The sequence below is a fragment of the Massilia sp. GER05 genome, from assembly GCF_052056005.1.
Lineage (GTDB): Bacteria > Pseudomonadota > Gammaproteobacteria > Burkholderiales > Burkholderiaceae_D > Telluria > Telluria orientalis.
The window spans coordinates 3,974,578-3,993,806 of record NZ_CP178858.1 but is presented as its reverse complement, the minus strand read 5'-3'; the positions used below and the strand labels follow the sequence as shown (position 1 = coordinate 3,993,806).

Here is a 19,229-nt window from a genome sequence, read left to right as displayed (position 1 = left end):
TCAAAGACACCATCATGACCCAGCACTATCCACGTGACCTCGCCGGCTACGGCCGCGAGCAACCGTACGCCGACTGGCCGGGCCGCGCCCGCGTCGCCGTGCAGTTCGTCCTGAACTATGAGGAAGGCGGCGAGAACAGCGTGCTGCACGGCGACGCCGGCAGCGAGCAATTCCTGTCCGAGATGTTCAACCCGGCGTCGTTCCCGGCCCGTCACCTGTCGATGGAAAGCATCTACGAATACGGCTCGCGCGTGGGCGTTCTGGCGCATCCTGCGCGAATTCGAGAAGCGCGGCCTCCCCCTGACGATCTTCGGCGTCGGCATGGCGCTGGAACGCTCGCCCGACGTGACGGCCGCATTCAAGGAGCTGGGCCACGAGATCGCGTGCCACGGCCACCGCTGGATCAGCTACCAGAACGTCGACGAAGCGACCGAACGCGCGGACATGGTGCGCGGCATGGAAGCGATCGAACGCCTGACGGGCGAACGCGCGCTCGGCTGGTACACGGGCCGCGACAGCCCGAATACGCGCCGCCTCGTCGCCGACTACGGCGGCTTCGAATACGACAGCGACTATTACGGCGACGACCTGCCGTTCTGGCTGAAGGTCCGCAAGACCGACGGCACGCAGGCACCGCAACTGGTCGTGCCGTACACGCTGGACACGAACGACATGCGCTTCGCCCTGCCGCAAGGTTTTTCGCACGGCGACCCGTTCCTCGCGTACCTGCGCGACGCGTTCGACGTGCACTACCAGGAAGGCGGCGAGCGCCCCTCGATTCTCAGCATCGGCATGCACTGCCGCCTGCTGGGCCGCCCGGGACGCTTCCGCGCGCTGCAACGCTTCCTGGACTACATCGAACAGCACGACCGCGTGTGGGTCACGCGCCGCATCGACATCGCGCGCCACTGGAAGAGCGTGCATCCGTACAAACCCGACACCGCATTCGCGTGGGAGTAATCACAATGTTAACGCTGGAGACACTCAACGCCGCCGACGAAGCGGGCTTCACCGCCCTGCTGGACGGCGTCTACGAACACTCGCCCTGGATCGCCGCGCGCGCCTGGGCCAAGCGCCCTTTCGCCACCTTGGCGCAGCTGAAGCGCGGCCTCGTCGAAGCCGTGCGCGACGCGTCGCGCGAAGAACAACTGGGCCTGATCCGCGCCCACCCGGAGCTCGCCGGCAAGGCGATGGTCAGCAAGACGCTGACGGCCGAATCGACGAATGAACAGAACAAGGCCGGCCTGACGAATTGCACGCCGGAGGAATTCGCGACGATCCAGAAGCTCAACGCCGACTACAACACCAAATTCGGCTTCCCGTTCATCCTGGCCGTGCGCGGCCCGCGCGGCCTGGGCCTGCCAAAGGCGGAGATCATCGCCACGTTCGCGCGCCGCCTGGCCAATGGCCCGGACTTCGAATTCGCGGAAGCGCTGCGCAACATCCACCGCATCGCCGAGATCCGCCTGGACGACAAGTTCGACCAGCACCCGACCCTCGGCAACCTCGTGTGGGACTGGCATGAACAGCTGGCCGCCCACAGCGAACCCGGTTACGCCGAGCGCGGAGAGTTGTGCGTGACGTACCTGACGGACGCGCACCGCGCGGCCGCCGCCCAGCTGGCGGCATGGATGCGCGAGGAGTGCGGCTTCGACGACGTCACGATCGACGCCGTCGGCAATGTGGTCGGCATCTATCATGGCGCCGATCCTTCCGCGAAGCGCCTGCTGACCGGTTCGCACTACGACACCGTGCGCAACGGCGGCAAGTACGACGGCCGCCTGGGCATCCTCGTGCCGATGGCGTGCGTGCGCGAACTGTACCGCCAGGGCAAGCGCCTGTCGTACGGCATCGAAGTGGTCGGCTTCGCGGAAGAGGAAGGCCAGCGCTACAAAGCCGTGTTCCTCGGGTCGGGCGCGCTGTGCGGCGGTTTCGACACGAACTGGCTCGACCAGAAGGATGCGGACGGCGTCACGATGCGCCACGCCATCGCACATGCAGGCCTGAACGCCGACGGCATCGCCGCGTTGAAGCGCGATCCCTCGAAGTATCTCGGCTTCGTCGAGACGCACATCGAGCAGGGCCCGGTGCTGAATGACCTCGACCTGCCCCTGGGCGTCGTCACCTCGATCAACGGCAGCGTGCGATTCGTCGGCGAGATCGTCGGCGTCGCCAGCCACGCGGGCACCACGCCGATGACGATGCGCCGCGACGCGGCAGCCGCCGCGGCCGAGCTGGTGCTGTTCGCCGAGAAGCGCGGCGGCGCCGTGCCGGACCTCGTCGCCACCGTCGGCATGCTGGAGGTGCCGAACGGCTCGATCAACGTCGTGCCGGGACGCTGCCGCTTCTCGCTGGACGTGCGCGCCACGACCGACGAAGTGCGCGATGCCGCCGCCAGCGACATCCGGGCCGAACTGGCCGCGATCTGCGCCCGCCGCGGCCTGCAGTTCTCGCTCGAAGAGACGATGCGCGCAGCCGCCGCGCCCTGCGCGACCGAATGGCGCCAGCGCTGGGAACGTGCCGTCGAGACGCTGGGCCTGCCCGTGTTCCGCATGCCCAGCGGCGCCGGCCACGATGCGATGAAGATCCACGACATCCTGCCGCAGGCCATGCTGTTCCTGCGCGGGCTGAACGCCGGCATCAGCCACAACCCGCTCGAATCCATCACCAACGACGACGCCGAACTGTGCGTCCAGGCTTTCCACACCCTTCTCGACCAACTCGCCACGGAATTCTGACATGACCACGACCGATAAAACCGCCGCCCCCTACGAGGCCCTCGACGCCTGGATCGACGCCCACTTCGACGAGGAGGTGCGCTTCCTGCAGGAGCTCGTGCGCGTGCCGACCGACACCCCGCCGGGCAACAATGCGCCGCACGCCGAGCGCGCCGCCGACCTGCTGAAGGCATTCGGCTTCGAGGCCGAGAAGCATTCGGTGCCGGCGCCGACCGTCAAGGCCGCCGGCCTGGAGACGATCACGAACCTGATCGTGCGCCGCAAGTACGGCGCCGGCCGCACCGTCGCGATGAACGCGCACGGCGACGTGGTGCCGCCGGGCGAAGGCTGGACGCATGATCCGTACGGCGGCGAAGTCGTCGACGGCCAGCTGTTCGGCCGCGCGTCCGCCGTCAGCAAATGCGATTTCGCCACCTTCACGTTCGCGACGCGCGCCCTGGAAGCGCTGGGCGCCCCGCTGAAGGGCGGCGTCGAGCTGTACTTCACGTACGACGAGGAATTCGGCGGCGAACTGGGTCCGGGCTGGCTGCTGCAGCAGGGCCTCGTCAAGCCGGACCTCTTGATCGCCGCGGGCTTCAGCTACCAGGTCGTCACCGCGCACAACGGCTGCCTGCAGATGGAAGTGACGGTCAACGGCAAGATGGGCCACGCGGCCGTGCCGGAAACCGGCGTCGACGCGCTGCAGGCCGCGACCCGCATCCTCGTCGCGCTGTACGACCAGAACACGCAATATAAAAAGGTGAAGAGCCAGGTGAAGGGCATCAACCACCCGTACCTGAACGTGGGCCTGATCGAAGGCGGCACCAACACGAACGTCGTGCCGGGCAAGGTCGTGCTGAAGCTGGACCGCCGCATGATCCCGGAAGAGAACCCGGCGGAAGTCGAAGCGACGATCCGCAAGGTGATCCAGGACGCGGTCGCGGACAGCCAGGGCATCACTATCGAGATCAAGCGCATGCTGCTGGCGAACGCGCTGCAGCCGCTGGACGGCAACCGGCCGCTGGTCGACGCCCTGTCGCGCCATGCCACCAGCGTGTTTGGCGAAGAGATCGGCGCGGCCGGCACGCCGCTGTACACGGACGCGCGCCTGTTCGGCGAAGCGGGCGTCCCGGCCGTGCTGTACGGCTGCGGCCCGCGCACGGTCGGCGAGAGCAACGCCAAGCGCGCCGACGAGCACATCGACCTGGAAGACCTGCGCCGCGCGACCAAGGTCGTCGCGCGTACGCTGTTCGACCTGCTCGACTGAAGCACCGTCGGGCGGGCACCCCGTGCCCACGCGGACGCCGGCTATACGGCGGCGTTACGCGTGGGCGGAGGGCCGCCCAACCTACCCGCTGAGGCACCGTTGGGTGGGCACCCCGTGCCCACGCGGACGCCGGCTATGCGGCCACATTACGCGTGGGCGGAGGGCCGCCCACCCTACCCGCTGAGGCACCGTCGGGTGGGCACCCCGTGCCCACGCGGACGCAGGCTATGCGGCGGCATTACGCGTGGGCGGAGGGCCTCCCACCCTACCCGCTGGGGCTCCGTCGGGTGGGCACCCCGTGCCCACGCGGACGCCGGCTATGCGGCGGCATTACGCGTGGGCGGAGGGCCGCCCACCCTACCCGCTGCTCGACTGAGGCACCGTCGGGTGGGCACCCCGTGCCCACGCGGACGCCGGCTATGCGGCGGCATTACGCGTGGGCGGAGGGCCGCCCACCCTACCCGCTCGACTGATGCACCGTCGGGTGGGCACCCCGTGCCCACGCGGACGCCGGCAATGCGGCGGCATTACGCGTTAGCGGTTACGGATACGGCGAGGAGGGCGCCGTCAGCCGCAGCGTCAGCGGCGTCTCCGGCCTCAGCGTGATGTTGAAGACGGGCTTCGGCGCCGCCATCCCGGCCGGCGCCTCGACCGTGTACCGCTGCAGGAACATCGCGGCGAGCAGGGTCGTCTCCGCCAGCGCGAGATGCTGGCCCAGGCACACGCGCGGGCCCGTCCCGAACGGCATGAAGGCGCCGCGCGGGATCGGGGGCGCGCCGGACGCGAAACGCTCGGGGCGGAACGCATCCGGTTCCGGGAACCAGCGGGCGTCGTGGTGCATCAGGTGCAGCGGTATGCCGAACATCGTCCGGGCCGGCAGTTGCCAGCCGCCCAGCGTGATCGGCCGCACCGACCGGCGCGTGATAAGTATGGGCGCGGCGGGATGGAGGCGCAGGGTCTCCTGCAAGGTGCGGCCCAGGTAGTCCAGCGCCGGGAGGTCGGCGGCCGTGGGCAGCCTGCCCTGCAGGACGGCGTCCACCTCCGCGCGGGCGGCCGCCTGCGCGGACGGATTCGCGGCCATGCACCATGACCACCACGTCAGGGTCGCGGCGGTCGTCTCGTGGCCCGCCAGGAACGCCGACATGCACTCGTCGCGCACGGCTTTCAGCGGCCACGCGACGGGGTCCTCGACGTGCAACGCCAGCAGGCGCGTGAGCAGGTCCTGCGGCCAGTCGGCCTGCGGCATCGCCATGCGCGCCCGCACGTGGCCGTCGATCAGCCGGTCGAGCGTCGCGAGCGCGCGGCGCTTCTTCGCCTTCCACGGCATCCAGTCGGGCCAGCTCCGGGGCCAGTACATCTCGGCGGCCCCCTCGACGCTCAGCTGGTGCACGGCCCATTCGGCATCGCGCGTGTCGGCCGTCACGCCGCTGGAAAACGTCATCCGCATGATCACGTCCATGCCCAGCGACGTGAAGGCGCTCTCGATCGTCCACGCGCCGTCGGCCTGCGGCCATTGCGCGAATGCGGCGTCGGCGGCAAGCGCCATCGCGGGCACGAAGGCCTGCACGGCCTTCGGCGTGAACGCGGGCTGCAGTGCGTGCCGCTTGGTGCGCCATGCGGCGCCTTCCGACGTGAGCGTACTGATGCCATGCACCTGGGCGAACACCTCGATGGCGCGCTCCCAGCGCACCAGCGCGTCGTGATGGTCGACGAGCAGTTCGCGCACCCGTTCGGGGTCGGTGACGAGGATCTGGTGCTCGGGCCAGATCCGCAGGTGCACCATGCCGCCGTACTCGTCGCGCCACGCGGACAATGCGCCGAGCAGGTCGCGCGACATCGCGCGCAGGAAGCGCCAGCCCGTCAGACCGGGAGGGGGGCCGGGGGGCCAGGCGCCGGGTGGATGGGAAGCCGGCGCGCTGCTCGCGGTGCCGGCGTGGAAGGGGCAGGAGGGGGGCGTGGTCGTTTTCATGCCTGGCATTCTCGGCCCGGTGCGCGAACCCGGTATTGAACGAAAACGACATCGACGATCAGTTGGCACGCCGAACCGACAGCTTTTATACTGTCGGGAATGACGTCAATCTTTCGACCCGTCGCGGCGCTGCTGGCAGCCATCGTCTGCATCCTCCCCGCCCACGCGGCGCCCGTGGACAAGGCCCCCGTGCTCGGCCTGCCGCACGCCAGCTGGACGGCCCGCGAAGGCGCGCCCTCCAACATCACCGGCATCGCGCAGACCCCGGACGGCTGGATCTGGATCGGCAGCACGTCCGGCCTGTACAAATTCGATGGCGTGCGCTTCCTGCGCGCGGCCGGTAGCGAGGCGCCGCTGTCGTCGAACGTGGCCGGCATCGGCGTGCTGCCCGATGGCCGGATGTGGGTCGGCTACAAGTACGGCGGCGTGAGCCTGATGGTGGCCGGCCGCATGCGCCACTACCCCGGCGGCAAGGAGGGCGGACCGGCCGGCTCGGTCTTTGCCGCCGCGCGCGACGCTGCCGGCCGCCTGTGGCTCGCCACCGGCCGCGGCCTGCTCGTCCTCGGCGCCGATGGCCGCTGGCAGCCATGCGACCCCGCGCTCGGGGTGCCCGACAGCGGGTTCGCCTCCCTGCTGGCGGACCGCGACGGCACGCTGTGGGCCGGCGGCACCGCCGGGGTATTCGTGCTGCCGAAGGGAGGCACCCGCTTCGAATTGCTCACCCCCCTGTCGACCTTGTTGCCCCTGGTCGCCCACCCGGACGGCAGCGTCTGGGCGACGGACGAGGCGCGCTCCGCGCTGCGCATGCTGGCCGGCCCGGCGCGCGGAACGCCGTCCGCGTGGGATGTGCCGAAAGGCGCGACCCTGTTCGCCTTCGACCACGACGGCCATGCCTGGGTGGCCGACGGCTCGGGCATCGTGCGCGGCGCAGAGGACGGCCGGCTCGGGCGCATGTGGGCCGAGCACGGGCTCTCCGGACGCAAGGTGCAGGCCGTGTTCGAGGACCGCGAACGCAATGTCTGGGTCGGGACCGAAAGTGGCCTCGACCGCTTCCGCGCGCCGCGCGTGCGGGCCGAGGCGCTGTCGGGCGATGCCGCGTCGGACGCGCTGCCGCTCGCGGGCGGCGCGGGCGCCGGCGTGTGGGCCGGCCATGCGTGGCTGGCCGCCCCCGGCGCCCCAGCGCGCGACTACGGCCACGCGCCGCCCGGCGTGAACGACACGATCACCGCGTTGTACCGGGGCCCGGCGGGCGACGTCTGGGCCGCCGGCTTCGGCGGACTGTGGACCGTGCGGCCGGACGGCTCGGGATGGCGCCGCCTGCATCCCGGCATCGACGGCCCGGCCACCACCTACGCGATGGCGCAGGACAGCGCCGGCACGTTGTGGATGGCGCTGGGCCGGCGCGGCGTCGCGGCCTGGCGCGAGGGACGGTGGATCGCCGGGGGCGGCATCGCGGCACTGGAGACCTACGCGGCGGCCACCGTCGCGGCGGACCGGCGCGGGCGGGTCTGGTTCGGCTCCGTCGGCGACGACCTCGTCCTCCTCGACGGCGGCCGGATACGGCATTACGGCCGCGCGGACGGCCTCACGGTCGGCACCGTCGTCCAGATCCTGCCGGCCGGCGCCGGCGCCTGGATCGGCGGCGAGAATGGGCTCATGCATTTCGACGGCACCCGCTTCACTCCCGTCGCGGGTCGCAACGGCGAGCCGTTCGCCGGCATCACGGGCATGGTGTTCGCGCGCGACGGCACCCTGTGGCTCAACGGCGCCGGCGGCATTTCCAGCATCGCGCCGGCCGAACAGCAGCGGGTGCTGCGCGACCCCGGGTACGCCGTCGCCTACGGCCGGCTCGATTACCGTGACGGCCTGCGCGGCACGGCCGGGGCGATCATCCCGGTGCCGTCCGCGGTGCGCAGCGACGACGGCACGCTGTGGTTCACGACGATCGGCGGCGTGTACGGCTTCGACCCGGCCGCGCTGCCGCGCAATACCCTGGTGCCGCCCGTCGTCATCACGGGACTGAAGTCCGGCGCGACCGCGTTCGCGGCCGGCGACGGCATGCGCCTGCCGGCGGGGACGGACACGCTGGACGTGGACTTCACCGCGCTCTCCTATCGCGAACCCGGGCGCGTGGCCTTCCGCTACCGGCTCGACGGCGTCGACCACGACTGGCGCGACGGCGGCGAGCGGTCCGCCCACTACACCAATCTCGCGCCGGGCCACTACCGGTTCCGCGTGCTCGCGTCGAACGACGACGGCGTGTGGAACACGGAGGGCGCCGCGCTCGCGTTCGACATCGCCCCGAGCCTGACGCAGACCACCTGGTTCCGCGTCCTGTGCGTCGTGGCGGCGGTGGTCGTCGCATGGCGCCTGCAGTTGTTCTGGATGCGCCGGACCGCACGCCGGCTCGCCGTCCGCATGGGCGAGCGGACCGCCGAGCGCGAACGCATCGCGCGCGAACTGCACGACACGCTGCTGCAATCGATCCAGGGCCTGATGCTGCTGTTCTGGAGCACGGCCAGCCGGCTGACGGCGGACGCCCGCGCGCCGCTGGAAGCCGCCCTGGCGCGCGCCAACGGCGTCGTGGCCGAGGGCCGCGACCGCGTGGCCGGCCTGCGCACCTCCGCCGTGCCCGACGCCGACCTGGCCGGCGCGCTGCGCCGCTTCGCCGAACCGCTGGCCCGCGACGCCGGTATCGCCTTCCACCTGTATGCGGACGGCCGCGCGCGCAGGCTGCGCGAACCCGCCGCCGACGAAGCCTTCGCCATCGCCCGCGAAGCGCTGTGGAATGCGTTCACGCACGCGCGCGCACGTGCGGTCGACGTCACGCTGCAGTATGCACCGTCGGCGCTGGTCGTCACGATCGCCGACAATGGCGTCGGCCTGCCGGACGACATCGACCTGGAACGCGGGCGCGACGGCCATTGGGGCATCCCCGGCCTGCGCGAGCGCGCCCGCACGCTCGGCGCGGCGCTGACGGTCCGGACGGCGCCCGGCGACGGCACGGCGTGGACGCTGCGCGTGCCGGCGCCGATCGCGTACGCCTGAACACCCGATCAAAGGAGAAGCCTCATGGATACCGCACCATTCGCCCACTGCGTCTGGCACAACGAACCGCCGGTGCACCGGATCGAAGACGGCACGCTGCATGTCGTCACCGGCGACCGCACGGATTTCTGGCGCATCACGAGCTATGGCTTCATCCGCGACGACGGCCACTTCTTCGGCGCGCCCGCCGCCGACGGATTCACGGCGCAGGTGCACGTACGCGCGGCGTTCGCCGAACTGTACGACCAGGCCGGCCTCATGGTCCGCATCGACGAACAGCGCTGGATCAAGGTGGGCGTCGAGTTCTCGGACGGCCAGGCACTGCTCAGCACCGTGCTGACGAACGGGACGTCCGACTGGGCCGTGGCGCCGGCTCCGGCGCTGCCCGACGGCTTCTGGCTGCGCGTGACCGTCGGCGCCGGCGTGATCCGCGTGCAGTACTCGGCGGACGGCGCGACGTGGCCGATGCTGCGCCTGGCGCCCTTCCCGGCCGCGCCGCGCTATCTGGTGGGACCGATGTGCTGCACGCCGCAGCGCGCCGGGCTCGCCGTCGCATTCAGCGACTTCACGCTGGGTCCCGCACTCGGCAAGGACCTGCACGACCTGAGCTGACTAGTCCGGAAACATCAACCGCAGCAGATCGTCCGCCACGGCTTCGAGCTGGGCGACGTCGCGGTACACGCGCTCCAGCACCACCATGCCCCGCGTCGTCGTCGTGACGAGGCGCGCGGCCGCGGCGGGCGGCAGCGCGAGCCGGCCGGCGACGTCGGGCTGCCCCAGGCGCTCCGCCAATGCCTGCTGCACGTCGTCCAGCAGGCCGCGCAACGCGGCCCGGATCGCATCGTCCATCGCCGTCTCGTCCGTCGCGGTCTTCGTCGTCAGGCAGCCGCGCGTCACCTCGTCGTCATCGACGGCCGTCACCATGTCGATGGCCAGGCGCAGATAGCGCCGCAGCGCTTCCTCGGCCGTGGGCGCGGCCAGCGCTTCGCGCAGGCTGTCCAGGTAACGCGTGCGGTAACGCCCGAACACGCGCAGGAACAGCGCCTGCTTGTCGCCGTACGCGTGGTACAGCGAACCGCGCAGGACACCGGTCGCCTGCGCGACGTCCTGCATGGACGTCGCGCCGAAACCGCGCCGCCAGAACAGCAGCAGCGCGCGGTCGAGCACCTCGTCTTCATCGAATTGTTTTGTGCCTGCCATGACCCGATTATCGGCATCCTTGACAGCCCTGTCAAGTTTGACTAACCTGTCAAACATGAGCCACCCACAAGGATCCAGCATGGACACCACCCTCGACCGCGCCGCCGCCACGCGCGCCATCCTCGCCGGCCTGTGCGCCAGCCTGGTCGGCATCGGCCTCGCGCGCTTCGCCTACACGCCCCTGATTCCGCCGCTGATCGAGGCGCACTGGTTCGCCGCGCAGGACGTCGTGTTCCTCGGCGCGGCCAACCTCGTCGGCTACCTGGCGGGCGCGCTGGCGGGCCGGCCGCTCGCCGCGCGCCTGGGCAGCCGGCGCACCCTGCAGCTGATGATGGCGCTCGCCTCGCTCGCATTCTTCGCCTGCGCCCTGCCCCTGTCCGTCGCCTGGTTCTTCGGCTGGCGCTTCCTGTCGGGCCTTTCGGGCGGCATCATCATGGTGCTGGCCGCGCTGAGCATCCTGCCGCAGGTGCCGCCCGAGCGGCGCGGCGTGGCCAGCGGCGCGATCTTCCTGGGGCTCGGGCTCGGCATCGCGGCCTCGGGCACCGTCGTGCCGCTGCTGCTGAACGAAGGCCTCGCCGCCACCTGGGCCGGGCTGGGCGCGCTGTCGCTGCTGCTGACCGCCGTCAGCTGGCGCTGGTGGCCGCGGGCGGCGGCCGCCGCACCCGCGGCCAGCGCCGGCCGCGCCCCCGCGCACGCCGGCTTCGCGCTGAAACTGATCTATGCGCAGTACGCGCTGAAGGCCGTCGGCCTCGTGCCCATGATGGTGTTCCTCGTCGATTACGTGGCCCGAGGCCTGCACCTGGGCAGCCACACGGCGGCGCTGTTCTGGGTCGTCTACGGCCTCGGCGCGACGGCCGGGCCGATGCTGTACGGCGTGCTGGGCGACCGCCTCGGCATCGGCACCGCGACGCGCATCGCGCTGGTCCTGCAGATCCTCGCCGCGGCCGTGCTGGTCCTCGCGCACGGCCTCGCCGGCCTGCTGGCGGCCACGTTCGTCATCGGCACCTACCCGCCGGGCATCGTGCCGCTGACCCTCGGCCGCATCCGCCACACCCTGCCGCAGGACGTGCCCGCGCAGGGCGCCGCGTGGAGCCGTGCGACGACGATCTTCGCGTTGTTCCAGGCGCTCGCGGGCTACGCGTACTCCTGGATCTTCGCGGCGACCGGGGGCGACCACCGGGTGTTGATGGAGATCGGCGCCGCCGCCCTCGCCGTCGCGCTGGTGTCGGACCTGCTGCTGGCGCGCGCGGCGTGGGCGGCGCTCGCCGCCGGTGCGTCGAACCGCGTTCCGCAAGAGGCCTAGGACGGCGCCCCCGGTGCAAGCGGATGCCACCGTGAACAAAATGGCATCACGTCTTGTTATACTCGCCGATCATGATCCCGACACAACACCTGCCCTGCCCCGATCCGCTGACGCGCGCGCCGCGGGCCGCACCCGACGGCCCGCCGACCGACTGGCTCCGTTTGCCGCCGGCGTCCCTGCAGGGCGCGCTCGTCGCCGTCGTCGGGCGCGACGTCCGCAACGCGACCTTGAACGACGCCCAGCGCCTGTCGCACTTCCCGTCGTCGCAGCTCGTGTCGTTGTCGTGGTACCGCGACATCGACGCGGGCCAGGTCTGCATGGAGGGCGGCGTGCCGGTGTGGCGGCCGTTCGGCACGGCGTGCGTGGTCGCCGGCACCCAGGCGCATCCCACCACGTCGTGGGCACCGACGACGGGCCGCGGCTGCATGGCCCTGTTCCAGGCGGACGCCGCGCGCATGCTGTTCGGCCTGGACCTCGCGCGCGTGCAGGACCGCTTCGTGCCCGCCGCCGCCGTCATGGGCCGCGAGTGGACGCCGCTGTGGGACGCGCTGCTGGCGAGCCGCGACGAGGACATGGTCGGCGTGTTCGAACACCATCTCGCGCGGCGCTGGCAGGCGCTGTCCGGCCGCGCCACGGACCAGCCGTCGCTACGCCAGCTCGGCCGCAACTGGGTCGAGCGCCTCGCGTGGCAGGCGCACGAATGGCGGCGCGAGCACAGTCCGCGCCACGTGGAGCGCCGCATCAAATCGTTCAGCGGCCGCTCGCTGCGCGAATGGCAGTCGATCGTGCGCACGGAAGGCCTGTTCTTCGCGGCGCGCGACCGCCACGACGCCGGCCAGCCGTTCGACTGGGCCACGATGGCGCTGGACGCAGGTTTTGCCGACCAGGCCCACATGACGCGCGCCGTCCGGCGCATCACCGGCTTCACCCCGGCGGAGTTCGCGCGCCGCTTCGCCGAGGACGAATCGTTCTGGATGTACCGGCTGTGGGTGTGAGCCGTCGGTCGAAGCTCAGTTGAACGTGTAGCGCACCCCCACTCGAACCGTGCGCGGCGCGCCGGGCGCGTAGAACGTCGAGTGTACGCGGTCCTCCTTGGCGAAGTTGCCGTCCGCATCGAACCCGGTCGTGCCGAGCTGCGCCGCCGTCGCATAGCGCCGGTCGAACAGGTTGTCGACCTGGGCGAACACGCGCAGGCGCGGCGTCGCCTGGAACGCCGTGCCGAAGTCGAACACGGCATGGCCAGTCGTCGCGCCGCGGCCCAGGTACGCCGCGCCGTCCGGGCGGTGCAGGCCGTTCTCGTTGCCGCGCGCCGTCGAGCCGGAAACCGCCTGCACGCCCAGTTCCGCCGACCACGCAGGCGTGACCTGCCATGCCGCGCGCGCCTTGAACACGTGGCGCGGTATCAGGGGGATGCGGTCGCCGGGACGGATCGCGATATTGCCGTCGGCATCCGCGCTGCTGTTGCCCTCGCCGCCCACCGTCTCGCCGCTGGCGAACGTCGCGTGCAGGTACGTGTAGTACGCGGAGACGGTCACCGGCCCGGCGCGGCCGTCGACGCCCAGCTCGACGCCCTGGCGCCGCGTGCGGCCGAAATTGCGGAAGTAGCCGAAGCCCGCCGCATCGTCCGCGACGAACAGGATGTCGTCGTCGTTCGTCGCGCGGAACACGCTGGCGTTCCAGTGTATCCGGCCGATGGTGCCGCGCACGCCCGCTTCCCACGTGCGCGTGACGACCTGCTTCAGCGGCGGATCGCCCGCCATCGCGTTCGGCAGCTTGCAGGGATGTTCCGGATCCGCGCAGCCCAGTTCCACGGCCGTCGGCGTGCGGCTGCCTTCGTCGTAGCCGGCATACACGTTGAACTTGCGCGACGGCGCCCAGGTGATGCCGAGCGCCGGATTGAAGCGGCCGAAACGGTGGTCGCCGTCGAGCGAGCCGCCGCCGCCGCCCGGATTGATCCGGTCGCGGTTGTGCACCGTCGTCCGGTTGTAGCGCCCGGACAGCGTGACGTGCAGGTCGTCGCGCAGGTCGATGGTATCCGTCGCGAAGACGCTCCACGTGCGCGTGCGGCCGACGAGGTCGATGGCCATGTCGTCGTCGAACACGTGCACCGGCGTGACGCTGCGGTCCGCATGCAAGTCGCCATATTGCGCATCCTGGCGGAAGTCCGCGCGGCTCGCGTCGTACGCCGCGCCCACTGTCAGGCGGTCGGAAAACTCGGCCTGTCCGCTCAGCCCATGGTTCGTCTGCGTGCCTGCGGTGCGGTTGACGATGGCGTCGAACAGCCCGTCGTCGTCATCGTTCAAGTCGCCATTGAACGTGGTCGTGCGGATGTAGCGGTAATACGCGTTCCCGGACAACAGCACGCCGTCCGCGACCTTGCGGCTGCCGGTCAGGTTGAACAGCACGGCGCGGTTGCGCGTCACGTCCGGCTTCGTGTAGACGCTCGCGTAGTCCCGGTCGAGCATCCGCTGCTCCTGCAGCCCGTTGCCGGCCAGGCGGCTGCCGGACAGCGCGACGCTCGCCGCCACGTCCGTGACGCCGTCGTGCCAGCCCACCTTGCCGAACATCTGGCCGAGGCGCGTGGGTGAGTCGTCGCGCCAGCCGCCGTCGCGGAACGCCGTGCCCGTGACGTACCAGTGCAGGCCGCGGTCGTCGTGTCCCCCGTGCTCGAACACGATCTCGCCGTGGCCGTAACTACCCGCCTGCGCCTGCACGGCGCTGCCCGCATCGTGCAGGCCATCCTTCGTGCGGACCGCGAGCGCGCCGCCCAGCGTGTTCAGGCCGAACAGCGGATTCGAGCCCGGCATGAGGCTCAGCGTGGAAATGGCCGCGCGCGGGATCAAGTCCCAGCTGACGACGTCGCCGAACGGCTGGTTCATGCGCACGCCGTCCACGTAGACGGACAATCCCTGCGGCGTCCCGAGCAGCGGCGACGCCGTGAAGCCGCGGTAGCTGACGTCCGGCTGGAATGGATTGCCCTGGATCTCGCTGACGAACACGCTGCCCAGGCGCCGGTTCAACGCGGCCGGCAAGGTCGCGGCGGACGGGTCGTTCATGTCGTCGCCGTCCAGCGCCTGGACGTTCGCGGGGATCCGTTCGCGCGCGACGCCGAGGCCCTGCAGCGGCGTCGTGCCGACGATTTCCACGATGGCGGGCGCCGGTTCGGCCGCGGCGATGCCGTGACAGAGTGCCGCGACGGCGGCGGCGAGTGCGGTGCGGGTCATATCGATGTCTCCTTGTGCTTTCTTTTGCACGAACTATTCCAGCGCCGCGGTGGCGGCGACAGGGAAAAATTCCCGACTGGTATGGAAGTTGCGTACACAAGGGCAAACAACACATGACGAGGGGAACATGGACCTGCGCCGCCGCCTGCTCGGCTCGCTCTGCCTTCTGTTGGGCAGCCTGCTGGCCATGACCACGCTGATACAACTGTATTCACTCCGGAGCGACATCCGTGCCGAGGTGGACGCGTCCACGCGTCTCGTGAACGTGCTCGTGGCGGCCGGCAGTGCCCCCGCCGCCGACGCGGGCGCCGTGCGCGCGCTGCTCGCCGGCGCCGGCCTGCGCCACCTGAGCATCCGCACGGCGGACGAACCGCCGCCGCAGCGCGCCGCGCACCCGCTGCCCGCCTGGCTGGGGTTCGCCCCGCCGGACCGCAGCGAGCGGGCGATCCGCATCGGCGGGCAACTGCTCTACATCGCGCCGAATCCCGAGTCGGAAATCGGCGAGCGCCTGCACGACACTGTGCAAATCTGGATCACCCTGTTGTTCTTTTCCGGTACAACCCTGGCCGTCACGTGGTGGTGCGCCGACCGCGCGCTGTCGCCCGTGCGCGCGCTGGAGGCGGGCCTGCACCGCCTGGCGCGGGGCGAACCCGACCCCGCCCTGCCCGCGTTCGCGCTGCGCGAATTCCGCCGCGTGGCCGACGCCATCACCCACCTCGCGCGCACGCTGGCCGACGCGCGCGGCGCGCAGCACGCGCTGGCGCGCCAGCTGATCACGGTGCAGGAAGACGAACGGCGCGTGCTGGCGCGCGAGCTGCACGACGAGATGGGCCAGACGCTGACGGCGCTGAACGTCACCGCGACCCATCTCGCGCGCCATGCGAACATGCTGACGCGCGACGCGGTGGCCGAATGCGCGACGGACCTGCGGCGCGAGATCCGCACGTGCGGCGAGCAGTTGCGCGCGATGCTGAAGACGTTGCGCCCGCACGGCCTGCACGCGGCCGGCCTGGCGCAGACCCTGCGCGAACTGGTGCTGGGCTGGCGCGCGCGCCACACGGACATCGATTTCGAGCTCGACCTGCCCATGCAGCTGCCGGACGTGGGCGAGCTGCTGTCGCTGACGGTCTACCGCGTCGTGCAGGAAGCCGTGACGAACGTGGTCCGCCACAGCGGCGCGTCGCTGTGCGTCGTGCGGCTCGCGGTGCGCACCGGCGGCCTCGTGCTGGAAGTGCGCGACGACGGCCGCGGCCTGCCCGAGGAAGGCGCGACATGGCATGGCGGCCTGCTCGGGATCACGGAACGCATCGCCATGGCGGGCGGCCAGCTGCGGCTTGTGGCCGCCCCGGCGGGCGGCCTGCGGCTGCTGGCGACGCTGCCGCTGCCGGTGCCCGAGGCCACGGAGGTGCCGGCATGATCCGCATCGTCCTCGTCGACGACCACGCCGTCGTCCGCAGCGGCTACCGGCGCCTCCTGTGCGCCGAACCCGATTTCGACGTCGTCGGCGAGGCAGCGAGCGCGCCGGAGGCGAACGCGCTCGTCCAGCAGGTCCGGCCGGACGTCGCCATCGTCGACCTGAGCCTGAAAGGCAGCAGCGGCCTGGAAGCCATCGCCGGCATGCGCGCCCGCCAGCCCGGCCTGCGGGTGCTGGTGCTGTCGATGCACGACAGCGCCGGCCACGTCGCCCAGGCGTTGAAGGCGGGCGCGCACGGCTACCTCACCAAGCGCAGCGAGCCGGAAGAACTCATCACGGGCATCCGCGCCGTGATGAACGGGACGCGCGTGCTGTCGTCCGACGTGGCGGCCGCGGTGGCGCCGGCCCCGCTGGACGGTCTGACGCCGCGCGAATTCGACATGCTGCGCCTGCTCGTGCACGGCGAATCCGTGCAGGCCATCGCGGCCCAGCTCACGGTCAGCCCGAAGACGGTGCTGAACACCCTCACGTCCGTGCGCCAGAAGCTGGGGGCGGACAACGATTTCCGTTTGATGCACCTGGCGGCGCGGCTGGGGATCGTGGAGTTCGGGGGTGCGGTGCCGGCGTGATGGTTCCGGCGTACCGAATTCCGTATTTCGGCATGGGTTCCCGCTTCCGCGGGAACGACGGATCACGGCGCCGTAAACACGCGGTTCAGCTCAGCCGCCGGCAGCGCATCGTCCGCATACCCGAACGTGCCCTTCTCCCTCACCTCGCGCGCGTCGCGCACGAGCGCGCCGTACGCGGCCCGCGCAAGCGACGCGCCCAGGCTCACGCGTGCGACGCCCAGCGCCGCCAGCTCCGCCACGGTCAGGCCCAGGCCCGGCGCGCCGGCCATGAAGTTCACGGGCCGGTCGACGGCGCGGACGACGGCCGCGATGTCGTCCGGCTTCGCAATGCCCGGCGCGAACAGCACGTCGGCACCCGCTTCCTGGTAAGCCTGCAGGCGGCGGATGGTGTCGGCCAGGTCCGGCCGGCCGACGCGGAAGTTTTCCGCGCGCGCCGTCAGCATGAATTTGAAGGGGAGTCCACGGGCCGCCTCCACGGCAGCGCGGATGCGGTCGGTGGCGAGCTCGATGTCGTACAGCGGGGCTTCCGGATCGTCGGTCGCGTCCTCGATGGAACCGCCGACGATGCCCGTCGCCGCCGCTTCGACGATCGTACGGGCCGCGTCTTCCGGCGCGGCGCCGAAGCCGGACTGCAGGTCGGCGGACAGCGGCAGGTCGGTCGCCGCGGCCAGTTCGGCCAGGTGCGGGAGCATCTCCGCGATGGTGATCGTCGGATCCGTCTTCGCCTTCGAGAACGCGAAGCCGGCGCTGGTGCCCGCCAGCGCCTGGTAGCCCAGGTGCTGCAGCAGCTTCGCCGATCCCGCATCCCACGGGTTCGGGATGACGAAGCAGTTGCCGCGGCGGTGCAGGTCGACGAACGCCTGCGCTTTTTCCAGCTGGGTCTTCATGCGCTTCTCCTGTCGGTGGTGGAAGCGCTACGTTACCAGAGCCACCATGGCGGAAGATGCGCACATAGTCACACGACCGGCTCCTCGCCCACGCGCACGACGTGCAGCAGGTTCGTGCGGCCCGGCCGCCCGGACGGGAAGCCCGCCACCACGACGACGTCGTCGCCCGCATCGGCCAGGCCGTGGAAGCGCGCGGCCGCGACGCCGTCCGCCACCATGCGGTCGAAGCCTTCCGCTTCCTCGAACGGCACCGGATGCACGCCCCACACGAGCGCGAGGCGGCGCGCGATGGCCATCTTCGGCGTGAGCGCGAGGATCGGCGCGGTGGGACGCTCGCGGCTCGCGCGCAGGCACGTCGCGCCGCTTGCGGTGTACGTGACGGTGGCGGCGGGCGCCAGCAGGTTCGTCACGCGGCGCAGCGCGCAGCAGATGGCGTCCGCGGTCGTCTTGTCGGCCGGCTTGTGGCTCGCGTCCAGGCCTTCGCGCCAGCGCGGATCCTGCTCCACTTCGCGGATCACGTTGTCCATCACCGCGACCGATTGCACCGGGTACTGGCCGGACGCCGATTCGGCCGACAGCATCACGGCATCCGCACCTTCGTAGATGGCGGTGGCGACGTCCGACACCTCGGCGCGCGTCGGCACCGGCGCCGTCGTCATCGATTCCAGCATCTGCGTGGCGACGACGACGGGGCGGCCGGCCGCGCGCGCAGCGTGCACCATCCGGCGCTGCAGCACGGGCACCTGCTGGGGCGGGAGTTCCACGCCCAGGTCGCCGCGCGCCACCATGATGCCGTCGGAAAGCGCCACGATGCCGTCCAGCGCGTCGATGGCGGCCGGCTTTTCCAGCTTGGCCATGATCCACGCACGGTCGCCGATCAGGCTCCTCGCCTCGACGATGTCCTCGGGGCGCTGCACGAACGACAGCGCGACCCAGTCCACGCCGAGATCCAGGCCGAACGCGAGGTCGGCGCGGTCCTTCGTCGTCAGCGGGGAGATCGGCAGTACGACGCCGGGCACGTTGACGCCCTTGCGGTCGGACAGCGCGCCGCCCGCCATCACGGTCGTCTCGGCGAAGTCGGCACCGCAGGCGTCCACGCGCAGGCGCAGCTTGCCGTCGTCCAGCAGCAGGTCGGTGCCGGGGCGCAGCGCGGCGAAGATTTCCGGATGCGGCATGCCGGCACGGGTCGCGTCGCCCTCCGTCGCGTCGAGGTCGAGGCGGAAGCGGCTGCCCGTTTCGAGCATCGCCTTGCCGCCGGCCATGCGGCCGACGCGCAGCTTCGGTCCCTGCAAGTCCATCAGCACGCCGATGGGACGGCCGATGTCGCGTTCGACGCTGCGGATGATGTTGTAGCGCGCGGCGTGGTCGTCGTGGCTGCCGTGGCTGAAGTTCAAACGGAAGACGTCGGCGCCGGCAAGCGCCAGCGCGTAGATCTGGTCGGGGGTGGAACTGGAGGGGCCGAGGGTGGCAAGAATACGGGCACGGCGTTGGCGTAGCATGGTGAGTCCTTTACTCTCGGGGTCAGTTTACTCTCGGGGTCAGAGCCCGGTTTTCACGGGTGGGCTCTGACC

The 19,229-nt window shown here is 71.2% G+C and carries 13 protein-coding genes and 1 pseudogene; 9 read left to right on the top strand and 5 right to left on the bottom strand.

Going from position 1 to position 19,229, the window contains the following annotated elements; all coding sequences use genetic code 11:
- Nucleotides 1–14: 14 nt before the first annotated feature.
- The 3 genes and pseudogenes from puuE (at nucleotide 15) to ACL58G_RS17805 (ending at nucleotide 3,984) form a co-directional block, all read left to right on the top strand.
- A pseudogene (gene puuE / locus ACL58G_RS17815) lies at nucleotides 15–960 on the top strand (allantoinase PuuE).
- Nucleotides 961–965: 5 nt separating this feature from the next.
- A complete protein-coding gene (uraD, locus tag ACL58G_RS17810) occupies nucleotides 966–2,738 on the top strand; it encodes a 2-oxo-4-hydroxy-4-carboxy-5-ureidoimidazoline decarboxylase (RefSeq protein WP_440962649.1) in 1,773 nt (590 codons plus the stop codon).
- A 1-nt stretch (nucleotide 2,739) separates the two neighbouring features.
- Entirely contained in the window at nucleotides 2,740–3,984 is a 1,245-nt protein-coding gene (locus ACL58G_RS17805; RefSeq protein WP_440962648.1) for a M20 family metallopeptidase, read from the top strand.
- Nucleotides 3,985–4,525: 541 nt separating this feature from the next.
- Here ACL58G_RS17805 and ACL58G_RS17800 read toward each other — a convergent pair.
- Complete coding sequence (locus ACL58G_RS17800; protein ID WP_440962647.1) at nucleotides 4,526–5,953, bottom strand: cytochrome P450; 1,428 nt, start codon at nucleotides 5,951–5,953, stop codon at nucleotides 4,526–4,528.
- A 99-nt stretch (nucleotides 5,954–6,052) separates the two neighbouring features.
- Here ACL58G_RS17800 and ACL58G_RS17795 point away from each other — a divergent pair, with 99 nt between their 5' ends.
- Both ACL58G_RS17795 and ACL58G_RS17790 read left to right on the top strand, forming a co-directional pair.
- Complete coding sequence (locus ACL58G_RS17795; protein WP_440962646.1) at nucleotides 6,053–9,001, top strand: sensor histidine kinase; 2,949 nt, start codon at nucleotides 6,053–6,055, stop codon at nucleotides 8,999–9,001.
- Nucleotides 9,002–9,025: 24 nt separating this feature from the next.
- Nucleotides 9,026–9,613 (top strand): DUF1349 domain-containing protein, encoded by a 588-nt coding sequence (locus ACL58G_RS17790; RefSeq protein WP_440962645.1) that lies wholly within the window; start codon nucleotides 9,026–9,028, stop codon nucleotides 9,611–9,613.
- On the opposite strand, the gene ACL58G_RS17785 is transcribed toward ACL58G_RS17790, so the two are convergent.
- Complete coding sequence (locus tag ACL58G_RS17785) at nucleotides 9,614–10,201, bottom strand: TetR/AcrR family transcriptional regulator (protein ID WP_413385780.1); 588 nt, start codon at nucleotides 10,199–10,201, stop codon at nucleotides 9,614–9,616. It abuts the gene before it with no gap.
- 79 nt (nucleotides 10,202–10,280) lie between these two features.
- On the opposite strand from ACL58G_RS17785, the gene ACL58G_RS17780 reads away from it, so the two are divergent.
- Nucleotides 10,281–11,504 carry a YbfB/YjiJ family MFS transporter gene (locus tag ACL58G_RS17780; protein ID WP_440962644.1) on the top strand — a complete coding sequence of 408 codons (1,224 nt, stop codon included), beginning with the start codon at nucleotides 10,281–10,283 and terminating at the stop codon, nucleotides 11,502–11,504.
- A 71-nt stretch (nucleotides 11,505–11,575) separates the two neighbouring features.
- A complete protein-coding gene (locus ACL58G_RS17775; RefSeq protein WP_440962643.1) occupies nucleotides 11,576–12,499 on the top strand; it encodes an AraC family transcriptional regulator in 924 nt (307 codons plus the stop codon).
- 15 nt (nucleotides 12,500–12,514) lie between these two features.
- Here ACL58G_RS17775 and ACL58G_RS17770 read toward each other — a convergent pair whose 3' ends face one another.
- The gene (locus ACL58G_RS17770; protein ID WP_440962642.1) at nucleotides 12,515–14,728 is read right to left on the bottom strand and encodes a TonB-dependent receptor; all 2,214 of its coding nucleotides are present in this window, start codon (nucleotides 14,726–14,728) and stop codon (nucleotides 12,515–12,517) included.
- A gap of 127 nt (nucleotides 14,729–14,855) precedes the next feature.
- On the opposite strand from ACL58G_RS17770, the gene ACL58G_RS17765 reads away from it, so the two are divergent.
- Both ACL58G_RS17765 and ACL58G_RS17760 read left to right on the top strand, forming a co-directional pair.
- Nucleotides 14,856–16,145, top strand: coding sequence for a sensor histidine kinase (locus tag ACL58G_RS17765; protein ID WP_440962641.1), 1,290 nt, complete (start codon nucleotides 14,856–14,858; stop codon nucleotides 16,143–16,145).
- The gene (locus ACL58G_RS17760) at nucleotides 16,142–16,771 is read left to right on the top strand and encodes a response regulator transcription factor (protein ID WP_160407951.1); all 630 of its coding nucleotides are present in this window, start codon (nucleotides 16,142–16,144) and stop codon (nucleotides 16,769–16,771) included. The genes ACL58G_RS17765 and ACL58G_RS17760 overlap by 4 nt, the downstream gene beginning before the upstream one ends.
- Nucleotides 16,772–16,833: 62 nt before the next feature.
- Here ACL58G_RS17760 and ACL58G_RS17755 read toward each other — a convergent pair whose 3' ends face one another.
- A complete protein-coding gene (locus tag ACL58G_RS17755) occupies nucleotides 16,834–17,658 on the bottom strand; it encodes an isocitrate lyase/PEP mutase family protein (RefSeq protein ID WP_440962640.1) in 825 nt (274 codons plus the stop codon).
- A 68-nt stretch (nucleotides 17,659–17,726) separates the two neighbouring features.
- Nucleotides 17,727–19,157, bottom strand: a complete 1,431-nt coding sequence (gene pyk, locus ACL58G_RS17750; RefSeq protein WP_440962639.1) for a pyruvate kinase — start codon at nucleotides 19,155–19,157, stop codon at nucleotides 17,727–17,729.
- Between the last annotated feature and the right edge of the window lie 72 nt (nucleotides 19,158–19,229).

Bases quoted from the DNA above. Each gene is read 5' to 3' on its own strand.
- ACL58G_RS17805 (WP_440962648.1), top strand. From the start codon at position 2,740: ATGACCACGACCGATAAAACCGCCGCCCCCTACGAGGCCCTCGACGCC.
- ACL58G_RS17770 (WP_440962642.1), bottom strand. From the start codon at position 14,728: ATGACCCGCACCGCACTCGCCGCCGCCGTCGCGGCACTCTGTCACGGC.
- ACL58G_RS17780 (WP_440962644.1), top strand. From the start codon at position 10,281: ATGGACACCACCCTCGACCGCGCCGCCGCCACGCGCGCCATCCTCGCC.
- ACL58G_RS17800 (WP_440962647.1), bottom strand. From the start codon at position 5,953: ATGAAAACGACCACGCCCCCCTCCTGCCCCTTCCACGCCGGCACCGCG.
- ACL58G_RS17790 (WP_440962645.1), top strand. From the start codon at position 9,026: ATGGATACCGCACCATTCGCCCACTGCGTCTGGCACAACGAACCGCCG.
- ACL58G_RS17765 (WP_440962641.1), top strand. From the start codon at position 14,856: ATGGACCTGCGCCGCCGCCTGCTCGGCTCGCTCTGCCTTCTGTTGGGC.
- pyk (WP_440962639.1), bottom strand. From the start codon at position 19,157: ATGCTACGCCAACGCCGTGCCCGTATTCTTGCCACCCTCGGCCCCTCC.
- ACL58G_RS17795 (WP_440962646.1), top strand. From the start codon at position 6,053: ATGACGTCAATCTTTCGACCCGTCGCGGCGCTGCTGGCAGCCATCGTC.
- ACL58G_RS17785 (WP_413385780.1), bottom strand. From the start codon at position 10,201: ATGGCAGGCACAAAACAATTCGATGAAGACGAGGTGCTCGACCGCGCG.
- ACL58G_RS17760 (WP_160407951.1), top strand. From the start codon at position 16,142: ATGATCCGCATCGTCCTCGTCGACGACCACGCCGTCGTCCGCAGCGGC.
- ACL58G_RS17755 (WP_440962640.1), bottom strand. From the start codon at position 17,658: ATGAAGACCCAGCTGGAAAAAGCGCAGGCGTTCGTCGACCTGCACCGC.
- ACL58G_RS17775 (WP_440962643.1), top strand. From the start codon at position 11,576: ATGATCCCGACACAACACCTGCCCTGCCCCGATCCGCTGACGCGCGCG.
- uraD (WP_440962649.1), top strand. From the start codon at position 966: ATGTTAACGCTGGAGACACTCAACGCCGCCGACGAAGCGGGCTTCACC.